The sequence below is a fragment of the Streptomyces sp. NPDC051452 genome (assembly GCF_044454765.1).
In the GTDB taxonomy this organism is placed as follows: Bacteria; Actinomycetota; Actinomycetes; order Streptomycetales; family Streptomycetaceae; genus Streptomyces.
Map to the genome: position 1 here is coordinate 284,171 of NZ_JBITEB010000010.1, position 15,013 is coordinate 299,183.

General features: G+C 69.7%; 11 protein-coding genes. 4 read left to right on the plus strand and 7 right to left on the minus strand.

Features of this window, described 5'->3' with window-relative positions:
- The first annotated feature begins 169 nt into the window (after nucleotides 1-169).
- The 3 genes from ACIBA9_RS24015 to ACIBA9_RS24025 all read left to right on the plus strand — a co-directional run bounded on the left by ACIBA9_RS24015 (nucleotide 170) and on the right by ACIBA9_RS24025 (nucleotide 3,156).
- The gene (locus tag ACIBA9_RS24015) at nucleotides 170-1,243 is read left to right on the plus strand and encodes a ParA family protein (RefSeq protein ID WP_362150442.1); all 1,074 of its coding nucleotides are present in this window, start codon (nucleotides 170-172) and stop codon (nucleotides 1,241-1,243) included.
- Complete coding sequence (locus ACIBA9_RS24020; RefSeq protein WP_399365997.1) at nucleotides 1,240-2,340, plus strand: ParB/RepB/Spo0J family partition protein; 1,101 nt, start codon at nucleotides 1,240-1,242, stop codon at nucleotides 2,338-2,340. Before ACIBA9_RS24015 ends, ACIBA9_RS24020 begins: the two co-directional genes overlap by 4 nt.
- A 198-nt stretch (nucleotides 2,341-2,538) precedes the next feature.
- Nucleotides 2,539-3,156 carry a GNAT family N-acetyltransferase gene (locus ACIBA9_RS24025; protein ID WP_399365999.1) on the plus strand — a complete coding sequence of 206 codons (618 nt, stop codon included), beginning with the start codon at nucleotides 2,539-2,541 and terminating at the stop codon, nucleotides 3,154-3,156.
- 132 nt (nucleotides 3,157-3,288) lie between these two features.
- Here the strand turns inward: ACIBA9_RS24025 and trxA are convergent, their stop codons facing one another.
- From trxA to ACIBA9_RS24060, 7 genes are all read right to left on the minus strand, one after another.
- Nucleotides 3,289-3,621, minus strand: coding sequence for a thioredoxin (trxA, locus tag ACIBA9_RS24030; protein ID WP_399366001.1), 333 nt, complete (start codon nucleotides 3,619-3,621; stop codon nucleotides 3,289-3,291).
- Nucleotides 3,622-3,670: 49 nt separating this feature from the next.
- The gene (gene trxB, locus ACIBA9_RS24035) at nucleotides 3,671-4,642 is read right to left on the minus strand and encodes a thioredoxin-disulfide reductase (protein ID WP_399366003.1); all 972 of its coding nucleotides are present in this window, start codon (nucleotides 4,640-4,642) and stop codon (nucleotides 3,671-3,673) included.
- 150 nt (nucleotides 4,643-4,792) lie between these two features.
- Nucleotides 4,793-5,746 carry an anti-sigma factor family protein gene (locus ACIBA9_RS24040; protein ID WP_399366005.1) on the minus strand — a complete coding sequence of 318 codons (954 nt, stop codon included), beginning with the start codon at nucleotides 5,744-5,746 and terminating at the stop codon, nucleotides 4,793-4,795.
- Entirely contained in the window at nucleotides 5,743-6,468 is a 726-nt protein-coding gene (gene sigM, locus ACIBA9_RS24045; RefSeq protein WP_362149826.1) for an RNA polymerase sigma factor SigM, read from the minus strand. The genes ACIBA9_RS24040 and sigM overlap by 4 nt, the downstream gene beginning before the upstream one ends.
- A gap of 27 nt (nucleotides 6,469-6,495) precedes the next feature.
- Nucleotides 6,496-8,217, minus strand: a complete 1,722-nt coding sequence (locus tag ACIBA9_RS24050) for a protein kinase family protein (RefSeq protein ID WP_399366007.1) — start codon at nucleotides 8,215-8,217, stop codon at nucleotides 6,496-6,498.
- 118 nt (nucleotides 8,218-8,335) lie between these two features.
- On the minus strand, nucleotides 8,336-10,708 hold the full coding sequence (gene murJ, locus ACIBA9_RS24055; protein ID WP_399366009.1) for a murein biosynthesis integral membrane protein MurJ: 2,373 nt from the start codon (nucleotides 10,706-10,708) through the stop codon (nucleotides 8,336-8,338).
- 45 nt (nucleotides 10,709-10,753) lie between these two features.
- A complete protein-coding gene (locus ACIBA9_RS24060; RefSeq protein WP_399366011.1) occupies nucleotides 10,754-13,123 on the minus strand; it encodes a DUF6049 family protein in 2,370 nt (789 codons plus the stop codon).
- 255 nt (nucleotides 13,124-13,378) lie between these two features.
- Here ACIBA9_RS24060 and ACIBA9_RS24065 point away from each other — a divergent pair, with 255 nt between their 5' ends.
- Nucleotides 13,379-14,845: a CCA tRNA nucleotidyltransferase gene (locus ACIBA9_RS24065; RefSeq protein ID WP_399366013.1), complete on the plus strand. Its 1,467-nt coding sequence runs from the start codon at nucleotides 13,379-13,381 to the stop codon at nucleotides 14,843-14,845.
- The last annotated feature ends 168 nt before the right edge of the window (nucleotides 14,846-15,013 follow it).

Consider the following 15,013-nt stretch of genomic DNA (forward strand, 5'->3'; position numbering starts at 1 on the left):
CGAACCTCGCGACCGAAAGCCTCTCGGATCGCTCGGAGAGGGCTCCCATCCCCGGGACACCCCACCTCCCTCTCGGGACACTCCGCCCCTCTCCCGGGGTACGGAGTTGTCCACAGAGGTGGATTTCTCCACAGAAGACCAGGCCTCACTGGTTCACGACCCCGAAGACATGGGAGGCTCTGTTCATTGCGAGCCTGAAGTCGAGGAGAGTGAATCCGTGCGGTCCGACGCCAACATCGCGGGACCGATGACCGATCCGGTCCCCGGTCCCCGCACCGAGTCGATGGGAGCGGATGTTTCACGTGAAACACCGCCTCCGATGGACGACACTCCCATCGGCCGTGCGGCCCAACTGGCCGTGGAGGCCCTGGGGCGCGCCGGCGAAGGCCTGCCACGACCGGAGCAGACCCGCGTCATGGTGGTCGCCAACCAGAAGGGCGGGGTCGGCAAGACGACGACGACCGTCAACCTTGCCGCTTCGCTGGCTCTGCATGGCAGCCGCGTCCTGGTGATCGACCTCGACCCGCAGGGCAACGCGTCCACGGCCCTCGGGATCGACCACCACGCCGACGTGCCTTCTATCTACGACGTGTTGGTGGAGAGCAGGCCTCTCGCCGAGGTCGTCCAGCCCGTCCCCGATGTCGAGGGCCTGTTCTGTGCCCCCGCCACCATCGATCTCGCCGGTGCGGAGATCGAGTTGGTGTCACTCGTGGCCCGCGAGAGCCGGCTGGAGCGCGCGATCCAGGCGTACGAGCAGCCGTTGGACTACATCCTCATCGACTGCCCGCCCTCGCTCGGGCTGCTGACAGTCAACGCACTGGTCGCCGGGCAGGAAGTCCTCATCCCGATCCAGTGCGAGTACTACGCACTCGAAGGCCTGGGTCAGCTGCTGCGCAACGTCGACCTGGTGAGGGGGCACCTCAACCCCACCCTGCATGTGTCGACCATTCTGCTCACCATGTACGACGGCCGGACGCGTCTCGCCTCGCAGGTCGCGGAAGAGGTGCGCACCCACTTCGGCGACGAGGTGCTGCGGACGAGCATCCCCCGCTCGGTCCGTATCTCCGAGGCGCCGAGCTACGGCCAGACGGTGCTGACTTACGATCCAGGATCGAGCGGCGCGCTCTCCTATCTTGAGGCGGCCCGAGAAATCGCGCTGAAGGGTGTTGGCGTCAGCTATGACGCGAGCCAGGCCCATATCGGCGCCCAGAACGACCCGAACATGGTGGAGGGGATCCAGTGAGTGAGCGACGAAGGGGGCTGGGACGGGGACTCGGCGCCCTGATCCCTGCTGCCCCGACCGAGAAGACGCCGGCTGCAGCCTCGATGGGGGGCGGAGCCTCCGCCTCTCCGGCGGCCGTGCCGGTGCTGACGACCGACCGCGGGGTTGCCGCGGCGAAGCTGGCCACTCTGCCGCCCGTATCCCAGGCGTCCGAGGAGCCTCCGACGAGTCCGGTGGAGGAGACACCCGCGCCTCCCATGGGCGCCCACTTCGCGGAGATCCCCCTCGACGCCATTACGCCGAACCCGCGTCAGCCACGTGAGGTCTTCGACGAGGACGCTTTGCAGGAACTGGTGACCTCCATTCAAGAGGTCGGGCTCCTGCAGCCCGTCGTCGTGCGGCAGCTGGGACCCGCTCGCTATGAGCTGATCATGGGTGAGCGGCGCTGGAGGGCCTGCCGGGAAGCCGGCCTGGAGGCCATCCCCGCCATCGTCCGGGCCACGGATGACGAGAAGCTTCTCCTGGACGCGCTGCTGGAGAACCTGCACCGCGCGCAGCTCAACCCGATCGAAGAGGCCGCCGCCTACGATCAGCTGCTGAAGGACTTCAACTGCACGCACGACCAGTTGGCTGATCGCATCGGGCGTTCGCGCCCGCAGGTCTCCAACACCCTGCGTCTGCTCAAGCTCTCGCCGACCGTGCAGAAGCGGGTGGCCGCCGGAGTGCTGTCGGCCGGTCATGCCCGGGCGCTGCTGTCGGTCGAGGACTCGGAGGAGCAGGACCGGCTGGCCCATCGCATCGTGGCCGAGGGGCTGTCGGTGCGGTCCGTGGAAGAGATCGTGACACTGATGGGCTCGCGGCCGCAGAGGGCCTCGCGCTCCAAGGGCCCGCGGGCCGGCTCCGTACCCTCGCCGGCGCTGAACGAGCTGGCCACCCGTCTTTCGGACCGCTTCGAGACCCGGGTGAAGGTCGAGCTGGGTCAGAAGAAGGGCAAGATCACCGTCGAATTCGCCTCTCCGGACGATCTCGAGCGGATCCTCAGCACGCTTGCCCCCGGTGAGCGTCTGGCCCTTCAGCAGGCGGCCCGGCAGGACGAGGCCGGGGAGACGGACGACTGATCCTCGGGCGGTGCCGTCCCGTTGTCGCGGGGAGCGGGGCCCGTTCCGGTTGCACCGGAATGGGCCCCGCTCTTTGCTTTGAGCCGGTTTCGAGTGAATCGCATCGTGGATACGATGCGATCAGGTATGGCGCATCCAACGGAGTGCTCTGACAGCCGCTCGTGATGCGGTGAGCGAAGGAAGTGAGGAACTGCCTTCATGGGGCGTCGGCTCGTGCCTCTCACGCTGGACAACCTTCAGGACCTTCCACGGCGCTGTCGCACATGCGTCTTCTGGGAACTGGACCCTGTCAGCGGTGAAGCGGCGGTGAAAGCGGGCACGTCCGCGCGCGAGAAGGAATCCTGGATCTCCGCCGTCCTGCTGGACTGGGGATCCTGCGGCCGGGTGGCATACGTCGACGATGTACCGGTGGGCTTCGTTCTCTACGCGCCGCCGGCCTACGTCCCGCGTTCGACCGCCTTTCCCACGAGCCCGCTCTCGCCCGATGCCGTCCAGTTGATGACGGCCTTCATCATGCCCGGCTATCAGGGCCAGGGGCTCGGCCGGGTGCTCGTCCAGACGGTGGCCAAGGACCTGCTGCGCCGAGGCTTCAAGGCCGTCGAGGCCTTCGGAGACGCCCGTTGGAAGGAGCCCGCCTGTCTGCTGCCCGCCGATCATCTGCTGGCGGTGGGCTTCAAGACGGTTCGGCAACATCCGACGCACCCCCGGCTTCGGCTGGAGCTGCGGTCCACGCTGTCCTGGAAGGAAGACGTCGAGATGGCGCTGGACCGGCTCCTCGGCGCGGTACAGAAAGAGCCGGCACTACGGCCGCTTTAGCGAGTGATGGCGCTGTTCCCAGGAGAGTGGCGCAAGCGAATGGGCCAACCCCGAGGGATTGGCCCATTCGTGTTTCACGTGAAACATCTGCTGCCGGCTTAAGGTCGGCAGCGCCCGGCTCTTCGCCATCGGCTACTTGGTGATGAAGTCCTCGAGGTCGCGGACGATCGCGGCCTTCGGCTTGGCGCCGACGATCGTCTTGGCCACCTCGCCACCCTGGTAGACGTTCAGGGTTGGGATGGACATCACGCCGTACTTGGCGGCCGTGTCCGGGTTCTCATCGATGTTGAGCTTGACGATCTCGATCTTGTCGCCGAACTCGGCAGCGATCGCCTCCAGGGACGGGGCGATCTGGCGGCAGGGTCCGCACCAGGCGGCCCAGAAGTCCACCAGGACGGGCTTGTCGTTCTTCAGGACGTCCTGCTCGAAGGAAGCGTCGGTCACGTTCTTCAGGGTGCCGGCCACGGCGGGCTCTCCTAGTCTTGTCGTGCGATGGGGCGGGGAGGGGAAAAGATCAGATGGCGGCGGTCTTCTCGGGCTCCGCCTTGTCCTCGTCTGCGAGCGCGGCGAGGTAGCGCTCGGCGTCCAGAGCGGCGGAGCAGCCGGTACCGGCCGCGGTGATGGCCTGGCGGTAGGTGTGGTCGACCACGTCACCGGCGGCGAAGACACCGGTCACATTGGTGCGCGTGGAGGGGGAGGCGACCTTGAGGTAGCCCTCCTCGTCCAGGTCCAGCTGACCCTTGAACAGCTCGGTGCGGGGGTCGTGGCCGATCGCGATGAACAGCCCCGTCACGGGCAGCTCGGACAGCTCGCCGGACTTGAGGTTGCGCAGCTTCAGACCGGAGAGCTTCGGGTCGCCCTGGATCTCGGCGACCTCGCTGTCCCAGATGAACTTGATCTTCGGGTCACCGAAGGCACGCTCCTGCATGGCCTTGGAGGCACGCAGGGTGTCACGGCGGTGGACGATCGTCACGGACTTGGCGAAGCGCGAGAGGAAGGTGGCCTCCTCCATCGCGGTGTCGCCGCCGCCGATCACGGCGATGTCCTGGTCCTTGAAGAAGAAGCCGTCACAGGTGGCGCACCAGGAGACACCGCGACCGGAGAGCGCGTCCTCGTTCGGCAGACCCAGCTTGCGGTGCTGGGAGCCGGTGGTGACGATGACAGCCTTCGCCTGGTGGACCGTGCCCGCGGTGTCGGTGACGGTCTTGATCTCACCGCTCAGATCGACGGAGACGATGTCGTCCGGAACCAGCTCGGCGCCGAACCGCTCGGCCTGGGCGCGCATGTTGTCCATGAGGTCGGGGCCCATGATGCCGTCGCGAAAGCCCGGGAAGTTCTCCACTTCGGTGGTGTTCATCAGCGCGCCACCGGCGGTGACGGCGCCCTCGAACACCAGGGGCTTCAGCGACGCGCGCGCGGTGTAGAGCGCGGCCGTGTAGCCTGCGGGCCCGGAGCCGATGATGATCACGTTACGGACGTCGCTCACGGCTAGATTCCTCGTCTCTGGTCTGTCTCAGTCGACCGGTGGGAGCCCCTTTCAGAGCTCTCACCCACCCAACGGATCCTACGGGGCCCGCATTCCCGGCGTGTCCGAGCACACGCGCGGTCGAGTCGGAAGGACAGCGCGGCCGGCGACTCAGGGCCGGGCGAGGGACTGCTTCAGCAGTACCTTTCCGGCGGAGGTGGCCTGCTGACGAACGCAGGCCGCGTCGACGACGTAGGCCGTGACCCGCTTTCCGTCTGCGGCGTCCGGCACCACGACGAGGTAGGCGGCCTTCCCGCCATAGGTGCCCGCCTTGGAGCCCAGGACCGTGTCGTTCGCCCGGAGCGCCTCGCGGACGCAGTCGGGGACCGGGGGGGCGGTCTGGAGAAGGGTGTTTGCGCTCTGGGTCGAGCCCGGGGTGTTCTGCTCGGTTCCGACGTCTCCGTGGGGCGACTCGCTGCCGGTCCCCTGCCGGGTGGCGTGGCCGTGGAGGAGGCCCTTCACCTGGCTCTGGACGCTGGTGCCGGAGAAAGGCCCCACGGCGGGGGTGGGCTGCCCGTGAGCGGTGGTGTCGGAGGAGGAATGGTTCTGGAGCGACTGCAGGGCCAGGGCGCCCGCCCCGAGAACGGCCGCGGTGAGGACAGTCCCCAGGACCACATGCCTCCGGCGTCGGCCGTGCTCGCGTCCCTTACGCCCCGGACCGGTCGACGCCTTGGGGCGCCCGGCGGGCCGGTCGGACGGAACCAATGTTTCACGTGAAACATGAGCGGCATCGCTCTCGCCGTCCTGATCGCTCTGACCGCCGTCACCGCTCAGACCGCCGTCATCGCTTCGGCTGCGGTGGTCGCCTTCGGCGCTGCGCCGTGCCTCGGCAGCGAGGGCGGCGTCGATGCGTCCGGCCACGTCGGCCGGCATGCGCTCCGCCTCCGGCAGGGACCCCAGCAGTCCCCGGATCCCGTCCAGCGAGGCGTGAACGTCCGCGCACAGCTCACAGCTGTCCAGGTGGTGCCGTATCTCCGTTCCGCGTCCCGCTGGGAGCAGGCCTTCGGTGAGGTCGGAGATCTCCGCGACGTCCGGGTGCCCGGCCGTGTCTGTCGTCGAAGTCACGCTCGTCCACCTCCGCCCTTCACTACGGCTGCATCACTCGGTCCCGCGTCCCCGGGGCTCGCGCCCGGAGACGCCGCTGCCGGTGGGACGGCTGCCCCCGGCCCCCGGTTCCGGCCCGGGCCCGATTCTTTTCCGTTCGGGGCACCGTCGGGCCGCAGATGGGTGAGCAGGGGCAGCAGCCTGGCCCGGCCCCGTGCGCAGCGGCTCTTCACCGTCCCCGTGGGCACGTCGAGGATCCGAGCGGCCTCCGCCACCGGGTAGCCCTGCATGTCCACGAGCACGAGAGCGGCCCGCTGCTCGTGCGGAAGGGTGCCGAGTGCCTCGAGGAGCTGGCGCTGGACGTCGTTCCGCTCGGCCGGTGCCGAGGCCGACTCGTGCGGCTCCAGCAGCTGCTCCAGCCGCTCGGTGTCGTCGACGGGTGCGGTCTTGCGGGAGTCGGCCTTGCGGACACGGTCCAGACAGGCGTTCACCGTGATCCGGTGCAGCCACGTGGTGACGGCAGACTTCCCCTGGAAGGTGTGCGCGGCCCGATAGGCGGACACCAGGGCGTCCTGCACCGCGTCAGCGGCCTCCTCGCGGTCCCCCAGCGTCCGCAGGGCGACCGCCCAGAGCCGATCCCGATGCCGCCGCACGATCTCACCGAAGGCATCGGGCTCGCCCTCCACATGGCGGGCGAGCAGATCACGGTCGCTCACTTCGTCGTATCCGGCGCCCTCCGCCATCGGCCCCCTCCGGTCCCGGTAGAGACGTCAGCCCGTGAACTTCACTTCGCTGATGGCCTGCTTGTAGCCGGCGTCGGAGTACAGCGTGGAGTCGTATCCCGACTGCGGCACGGCCGTCAGCCAGACGAGCACGTACTGCGTCTTGACCGACTTGGTGGGCTTCACCGTAGCGATGGTGCCCGTCGTGGTGACCTTGCCGATCCGCGTCATCGAGTCCAGCGACGCCGGCGTCAGCGAGTCGGCCGCGTACAGCTCGATCGTCGTGTGGTCGCCCGGATAGCGCAGCCCGATGCTGGCCGTACTGATCTGCTGGGCCGAGCCCAGGTCGTACACGATGCCGACGCCCGGCTTGTAGGGCGCGATCGTGGGCCCTTCCCTGAAGCTCCGGGTCCGCCAGTACGTGGACGCGTTCCCGTCGTACGTGTTGGGCACGTCGGCGGGACGCTGCGCGTCCCCCTTGGCGACGTATTCCTGGCCGTTGCGGATCTTTATCGGCGTCGGCGCGGACTTCCCCTTGCCCTTGTCGCCGTCGTCCGTCGGCTGGGTCTTGCGGGTGTCGTCGGACTTGCCGCCCTGGTCCATCAGCGCGTCGGCCAACTGCCAGCTGCCCAGGCCGAGGGCGGCGATGAGGAGGGCCGACACCGCCCACTTCAGGGCCTTGCCGGTACGGCTCTGCAACGGGGGCGGCGGGGGCGCGATCGGCTGGGTGACGCCGGGGCGCGGCGAGGGACGGCCGTAGGTGCCCTGCTGATAGGTCGTCCGCTGGTACTCCGGCGGTGCGGTGAACGACGGCTCCGGCGGGCGGATGCGGGGCATCTCGCCGATCGCCTTCACCAGCTCCTCCGGAGTGGTGCATGCGGCCTCGTGACGGGACGCGGTGGCCCCGTCGTTGACCAGGGCGCGCATGGTCAGCTCCGACAGGCCGCGGTGGACGCCCGCCCGCACCTGGTCGGGCGCGATGAGCCCGACGTCCTTCGGGAGACCCGACAGGCCGTACGCGTCGTTCTCGTAGGGCCAGCGCTGGGTCAGCGTCGCGTACAGCAGGGCACCGATCGCCTCGGTGTCGGCGCGCTGGGGCGTCTCGGAGTGGATGCCGCGGAGCGCCGCGTTCACGGCGAGGCCGCGGATGCGCCACTGGCCCGAGGACGTGCGCAGTACGGCGTTCGGGTTCAGTCGCAGATGGGCCAGGCCTTCGCGGTGCGCGGCGGCCATGGCGGAGGCGACCTGGCTGACCATCTGGTAGGCGTCGTGCGGCTCCAGCGGGCCGGCCGCGAGAAGCGCCGTCAGCTCGGTCGCGTCGGGCAGCCATTCGTGCACGACGTAGACGAGGTCGTTCTCCTCGACGGCGTCGAGGACCTGGACGAAGCGGGGGTCGCCGAGTAGGGCGGAGGAACGGGCGGCCGCCAGCACGGACCGGGCTCGCGCGTGGTCCGCGGGCAGGATGTGGACGCCGACGGCGCGACGGAGTTTCTCGTCGACCGCACGCCAACTGCTGAATCCGTCCAGACGGGTGACGCACTCCTCCAGCCGGTACCGTCTGGCGAGTTTGTGACCGCTGTGCAGTTCGGGCGGGGCGGTCTTCTGCCCGGGACCTTCGATTCCGCCGCTCCCCTGCGCCTCGTCGCTGTCCGTGTCCCGCTCCGGGTTCTTGGCCACCCCGTCGGCCGTGGACTGCTCCGCCTTGGCGGTCAGCGGCTGATCACCGCTGTTGTCTGCCACGTCGACGGCAGCCGTGCTCCGTTCCGCCACCGTCGTCCCTGCCTCCCCATCCGTTGCACGCTGTCCGACGCCGAAACCAATTGTGCCCACAGTCGGCCGCTATGCACGACACACGGCGGCGGACGATGGTTGTGCGACTACCCCCGCCTCAGCGCCCCAGACGCCCGCGGACCATACCCACGAGCGAGTTGACTTCGTCGATGCGCATACGGCGGGCGGCCACGAAGAAGACTCCGAGCAACACCGCGGCGCCGACGAGCAGGGCGGCGAAGGAGCCGCCCACCCCCTGGCCGAGGGTGTGTCCGATGCCGTAGCACGCCGCGCCGCTGAGCAGGGCCGCCGGCACCGACGCGATGCCGAGCCGCGCGTAGGTCCGCAGCACCCGTGCGCCGTCCAGGTCGCCCCCGAGGCGCTTGCGCAGCCTGCGCCAGGCGACGCCGACACCGATCGCGTAGGCCAGGCCGTACGCGGCGGCCATGCCGGCGACCGCCCAGCGGGACGGCAGCAGGAAGTAGCAGAGCGCGGAGGCGCCCGCGTTGACCGCCGCCACGATCACCGTGTTGTAGAAGGGGGTGCGGGTGTCCTCGTAGGCGTAGAAGGCGCGCAGGACGACGTACTGCACGGAGTACGGGATCAGGCCGAGGCCGAAGGCCATCAGCATGTAGCCCATGTTCACGGCCGAGTCGGTGCCCGCCGAGCCGAAGATCAGCGTGCACATCGGGATGCCGAGCGAGAGGAAGCCGAAGGCGATGGGCACGATGGCGACCGCGGTGGTGCGCAGTCCCTGGGAGATGTCGTCACGGACGGCACCGGCGTCGCTCTCGGCGGCCGAGCGCGACAGGCGCGGCAGCAGGGCGGCCATGAGGGACACCGTGATGATGGCCTGGGGCAGTCCCCAGATCAGCTGCGCGTTGGCGTAGGCGGCGAAGCCGGTGCCCTTGACGCCCGAGTCCTTGCCGGCGGCCGTGGACAGCTGCGTGACGACCATGGCGCCCGCCTGGTTGGCGAGGACGAAGAGGACCGTCCACTTCGCGAGCATCGCGGCCTTGCCCAGGCCGTGGCCCCTCCAGTCGAACCGCGGACGGATCCGGAAGCCGGTCTCCCGCAGGTAGGGGATCATCGCCAAGGCCTGGACGACCAGACCGAGCAGCACACCGACGCCGAGCAGCCGCTGCCCCTCGGGCGGGATGCTCGAGACCTCCATGTGAGAGTTGGCGGCACTGCCGTAGACCCAGATGAACAGGCCGAGCGAGATGATGATGACGATGTTGTTCAGGACCGGAGTCCACATCATCGCGCCGAACTTCCCGCGGGCGTTGAGGATCTGACCCATCACCACGTGGATGCCCATGAAGAAGATCGAGGGCAGGAAGTAACGGGTGAAGGTGACGGCGACGTCGTTGGCGGCCGTGCTGTCGGCGATCGTGGGGGACAGCAGCCTCACCAGCAACGGCGCGGCGTACATGGCGAGGCCGGTGAGTGCGGCCAGCGCCACCATGACGAGGGTCAGCAGACGGTTCGCGAAGGCCTCTCCGCCGTCCTCGTCCTCCTTCATGGAGCGCACCAGTTGTGGCACGAAGACGGAGTTGAGGCCGCCACCGACGGTGAGGATGTAGATCATCGTCGGCAGCTGGTAGGCCACCTGGAAGGTGTCGGCCAGGACGCCGAGGCCCAGCGCCGCCGCGATCAGCGCGGAGCGGACGAAGCCGGTCAGTCGGGAGACCAGCGTGCCCGCGGCCATCACGGCACTGGACTTGAGCAGCCCGCCCGTCTTGCCGCCCTTCTTCGCGGGCGCGGCCGGAGCCGCGAGCGGCCCGGGCTCGGCGGAGACGACCGGACCGGCGGGGTCCGGTGCCGCGGCCGGAGCGGGCACCGGGGAAGCCGAGGGGCCCCCGGCCGTGGCGGAGGCGGCCGCGTAGGAGGGCTCCGCGTACGACTGCCCGGGCTGGTGGCCCTGGCTCTGGCCGTACGACGGCGGGTACTGGCCGCCCGCCTGCCCGTAGCCGGAAGCGGCGGCCGCTCCGGGCGCCCCCGAAGGGTCGGTGGGCGCGTGCCCGCCGCTCTGCTGCTGGTCCCGGAAGAGGTGCGCGAAGGCGTCCGGCTCGTGGTACTCCTCGCCGGAGTGCGTCACCAGGTCGTCCACGCCTACGAACTGGGTCGTGCGCGGGTCCTCGCCGTAGGGCAGGTACTGGGTCGTGCCGCCCGGCTCCGGCGCCGGGGGCTGCGCCCACACGCCCGGATCCGGGGCGTACGGGGACTGCGCGGGCGGGGCGTACGGCGGCTGCTGCCGCTCGTAGCTGCCCGGAGGCGGCGGCGGGTGTGCGGCGCGGTCGTAGAGCGCCTCGGCGACGGGGTCCTGGGCGGTCAGGTCGTGCGCCCGGTAGGGGTCCTGGTCGTAGGCGTCCTGGAGATACATGTCCGCAGCGGGCTGCGGCGGTACCTGGCCGGGCTCGGGCGGCGTCTCGGGGTAGCCCGAGCCGGCCGCGCCCTGGCCACGTTCACCGTCGTACGGCGCGTTCATGCTTACCCCACCTCATCGTCCCGGGCCCACCGGCCACGACATCGCTCAACGGTCCACTCTCTCACCCGTGCCGGACGGGTCGGCGCTTTCCGGTGCGGTGTCCGGTGCAGGGTCACTCGCCTGCTCCGGGTCTGCGGGCCCGGAGGCGGGGTCGGACTCCTCCGGGAGACGGTCTCCGGGTGCCTCGGGGTTCCCGGGTCCCTCGATGTCCTCCCCCGCCGTGCCGGGGCCCTCCCCGTCGGCCCGGCGGGCGGCCGCGCGCTTGCGCTGGGTGTACATCCGGAAACCGGCGAGCACGAGGAGCAGAACGCCGCCGCCGATGACGAGCATCACCGTGGGCGTGACCTCCGTGACCTTCACGTCGAAGCTGACGGGCGCGCCGTACTCCTGGCCGTCCTCGGTGTAAAGCTGGGCGATCACCCCGACCCGGCCGTTGGCGTTGGCCGAGGTGGCGAACTTCACGGACTGGCTGTGCCCGCCGGAGACCTCCACGCGCTGCTCGGCGTACGCCTTGCCACCGATCTTCAGACGGGCCGGCATGGTCGACGTCAGACGCAGGACCAGGTGGCCGACGGGCTGGACGAGGTTGTTCTGGACGGTCACCGGGATGGTGGCGCTGCGGCCGGAGAGCTTGGTCTCCGACTTCTCGATCAGCTTCACCTGCTGGGCCAGCTCGTCGAGCCAGGCCTCCACGCCACCCCGGTAGCTGTCCGCCTCGGCGCCGCGTTCACGCCACGACGTGGACATCTCACGGTTTATGGCCCTGCCGAACGGCGTCACCACGCGGGACTGGTTGGAGAGGACCACCTGGAAGTTGTCGAGCTTGTCCTGGGTGCGCGCGATCTGCTCGAAGGCCGTCCTCGGCAGCTCCTGCCGGCGCAGCGAGGAGGGGTAGGCCGAGGTCGAGGGGACGCGGGTGGTGGCACTGGGGTCCGGCTTCGCCTTGGCGGCGGCGGCGAGGTCCTGGGGCTGGGTCCAGGCGCCCGTCTGCAGCACCTTCAGAGCCGTCGCCATCGCCTGTGCCTGGCTCCCCGTGGGCATGCGCTGGGGGGCGACGACGATGCTGCGCTGCTCGTCGGTCTGGGCGTTCACCTCCAGGCTCTGGGCCAGGAACTGCTGCACGGCGAGCGTGGTCGAGCCGGCCTTCGTCAGATCGCCCTCGAAGGCGGTGGACAGCCGGGCGTCGGAGACCACCGCGGTGGTGCCTCCGCCGACCGGGCGGGCGGCGGAGGGTGTGTACGACAGCCCGGCGGTCTCCTGGAGGCTGTCACTGCGGGCGATCACGCGGTCGGCTCCGGCGGAGGTGGCGACCTTCATGATCGACGGGTCGACGGCGCCGTCCACGGGCCAGGCGAAGTCGGTGTTCGGCGTGACGTGCAACACGGTCTTGACGGTGATCGCCGCGACGTCGGTGGCGTCCTTGAGATGGCTGAGCGAGCCGGTGACGCTGGTGCCGTTGTGCGCCAGGGAGGCGAGGTCCGGGTCGGCGAAGGGCAGCGCGACGACCTCCTTGCCGGTCACCGCCTTCTGCAGGTTCGCCAGCCACTGCTTGGCGATCGCCTGATGCTCCCGGGAACCGGGCGTGGTGGTCCCTCCCTTGCCCGGGAGCCGGTAGTTGCCCGTCGCCATGGCGTCTGCCGAGGCCAGCAGGTCCGGATCGATCACCCAGGTGATGTCCAGGTCCTTGCCCAGCTCCACCATCTGTGCCAGTCGGCCGCCCGGGGCGAGCTCCTTGGCCAGGTCGTCGTCGAGGAACACCGGTGTCTGCAGATCACCGGCGCCCGTCTTGGCCGTCATACGGACCGTGGAGATCAGCGGCCACAGGAATGTCGTCCTGGTCTTGGAGTCGGCGTCGGAGGGCTGCCAGGGCAGGAACGTCCGCTGGATGCCGAGCACCTGCTCCCACGGCTGTGCGGAGGTCTGTCCGGACAGGGAGACCCCGAGTTCGTAGACGCCGTCCGCGCCCAGGTCGAGCTTGTCCACCGGGACCGCGATGCTGAAGTGCTCGGCGACACCCGGGGACAGCTTGGCGAACTTCTCCGTGTACTTGTCGAGCTCGGAGCCGACTCGGCCGTGCAGATCGTCGGAGTGCCGGGCGACGGCGTCGATGGCCGAGCGGGTGTTCAGCTCAGGGCCCATCCGAAGGCCCACGTGGGCGCCGGTGACGGTCTGCTTGCCGTTGTTGGTCACGGTGCCGGAGACGGTCAGCGTGTCCCCGTCATGGGGGGTGGTGGGGGTGAGCGAGTCCAGCGACACTGCCACGGTGTCCGTGGACGCGGCTTGGGCGGGGGCCGCACCGGGCAGCTGGAGCAGACCGGCCAGCAGGGGCGCGCCGGCCAGCACCGCGCCGGTGCGCCGCAGCCACCGGCGGGCAGGTGAGGCACTGGTCCCCTGGAAGTGAGCCGCCTCGGCCACGCGCTCGCCCGTCCCTCGTCGTCGTCAGTGGTCGTCGGAATGTGCGTCCACGCATGGTAACGATGCGCGCCGAGGGGAAGTGCCGCGGTCTCCTCCACAAGATCGAAGGACGACGATGACCCATCCTCTATATCCAGTATCGAGTGGAGAGGGTCCGTACGCCGTAAGCGCAGTGCTTGCACGGGTATGCCAGGAGCTGTCCGCGGCCCTTGTCGGGGCGCCTCTGGCAGCGCGGGGCACGTACCCTCTTCTGTTGTGCCGAACCCCAACGAAGACACTCCCTCTGCCCTGAGCCAGGCGCAGCAGCGCGCGGTCGCCGAGCTGCTGCGGGTGGCTCCCGTCGCCGACGATCTCGCCCGCCGTTTCCAGGCGGCCGGGTTCTCCCTGGCCCTGGTCGGTGGATCGGTCCGCGACGCGTTGCTCGGCCGACTCGGCAACGACCTGGACTTCACCACCGACGCCCGCCCCGAGGACGTGTTGAAGATCGTCCGTCCCTGGGCGGACGCCGTCTGGGAGGTGGGGATCGCCTTCGGCACCGTCGGCGCCCACAAGAGTGCCCGGGTCGCGGACACCGACTGGGACTTCCAGATCGAGATCACGACCTACCGGTCGGAGGCCTACGACCGCACCTCCCGCAAGCCCGAGGTGTCGTACGGCCACTCCATCGAGGAGGATCTCGTCCGCCGCGACTTCACGGTCAACGCGATGGCGGTGGCACTCCCGGAGAAGGAGTTCATCGACCCCCACGGCGGTCTGGAGGACCTCGCGGCGCGGGTGCTGCGTACACCGGGTACGCCCGAGGACTCGTTCTCGGACGATCCCCTGCGGATGATGCGGGCCGCCCGGTTCGCCGCCCAGCTGGACTTCGAGGTGGCGCCCGAGGTCGTCGCCGCCATGACGGACATGGCCGAGCGCATCGAGATCGTCTCGGCCGAGCGGGTCCGGGACGAGCTGAACAAGCTGATCCTCTCCGCCCACCCGCGCAAGGGCCTGACGCTGCTCGCCACCACGGGACTGGCCGAGCGGGTGCTGCCCGAGTTGCCGGCGCTGCGCCTGGAGAGTGACGAGCACCACCGGCACAAGGACGTCTACGAGCACACCCTCATCGTCCTGGAGCAGGCCATCGCGCTGGAGGAGGAGGGCCCCGACCTCACGCTCCGGTTGGCCGCCCTGCTGCACGACATCGGTAAGCCGCGCACCCGGCGCTTCGAGAACGACGGCCGGGTCTCGTTCCACCACCACGAGGTGGTCGGCGCCAAGATGACCAAGAAGCGCATGACCGCCTTGAAGTACTCCAACGATCTGGTGAGGGACGTCTCACGCCTGGTCGAACTGCACTTGCGCTTCCACGGCTACGGCACCGGGGAGTGGACGGACTCGGCGGTGCGTCGGTATGTCCGTGACGCGGGCCCCCTGCTGAGCCGCCTGCACAAGCTGACCCGGTCCGACTGCACCACGCGCAACAAGCGGAAGGCGGCCGCCCTGTCCCGGGCCTACGACGGCCTGGAGGAGCGCATCGCCCAGCTCCAGCAGCAGGAGCAGCTGGACTCCATCCGCCCGGACCTCGACGGAAACCAGATCATGGAGATCCTGGGCGTCGGTCCGAGCCCGGTCGTCGGCAAGGCGTACCAGCACATGCTGGAGCTGCGTCTGGAGAACGGCCCCATGGAGCACGACGCCGCGGTAGCGGCTCTCAAGGAGTGGTGGTCCGAGCAGGACTGAGCCGAGCGGGGCCGGGCGATGTTTCACGTGAAACAGTCGACCGCCTCGGACAGCGTCGAGGGGGGGGGGTTTGAGTGGAAAAAAAACCCCCCCAGGTTTTTTGGCCCCGGGGGGAGGTGCCGGTGAGCCCCGGGGGGGCCGCGGGGGGGGTAACCGCGCACAACGGCC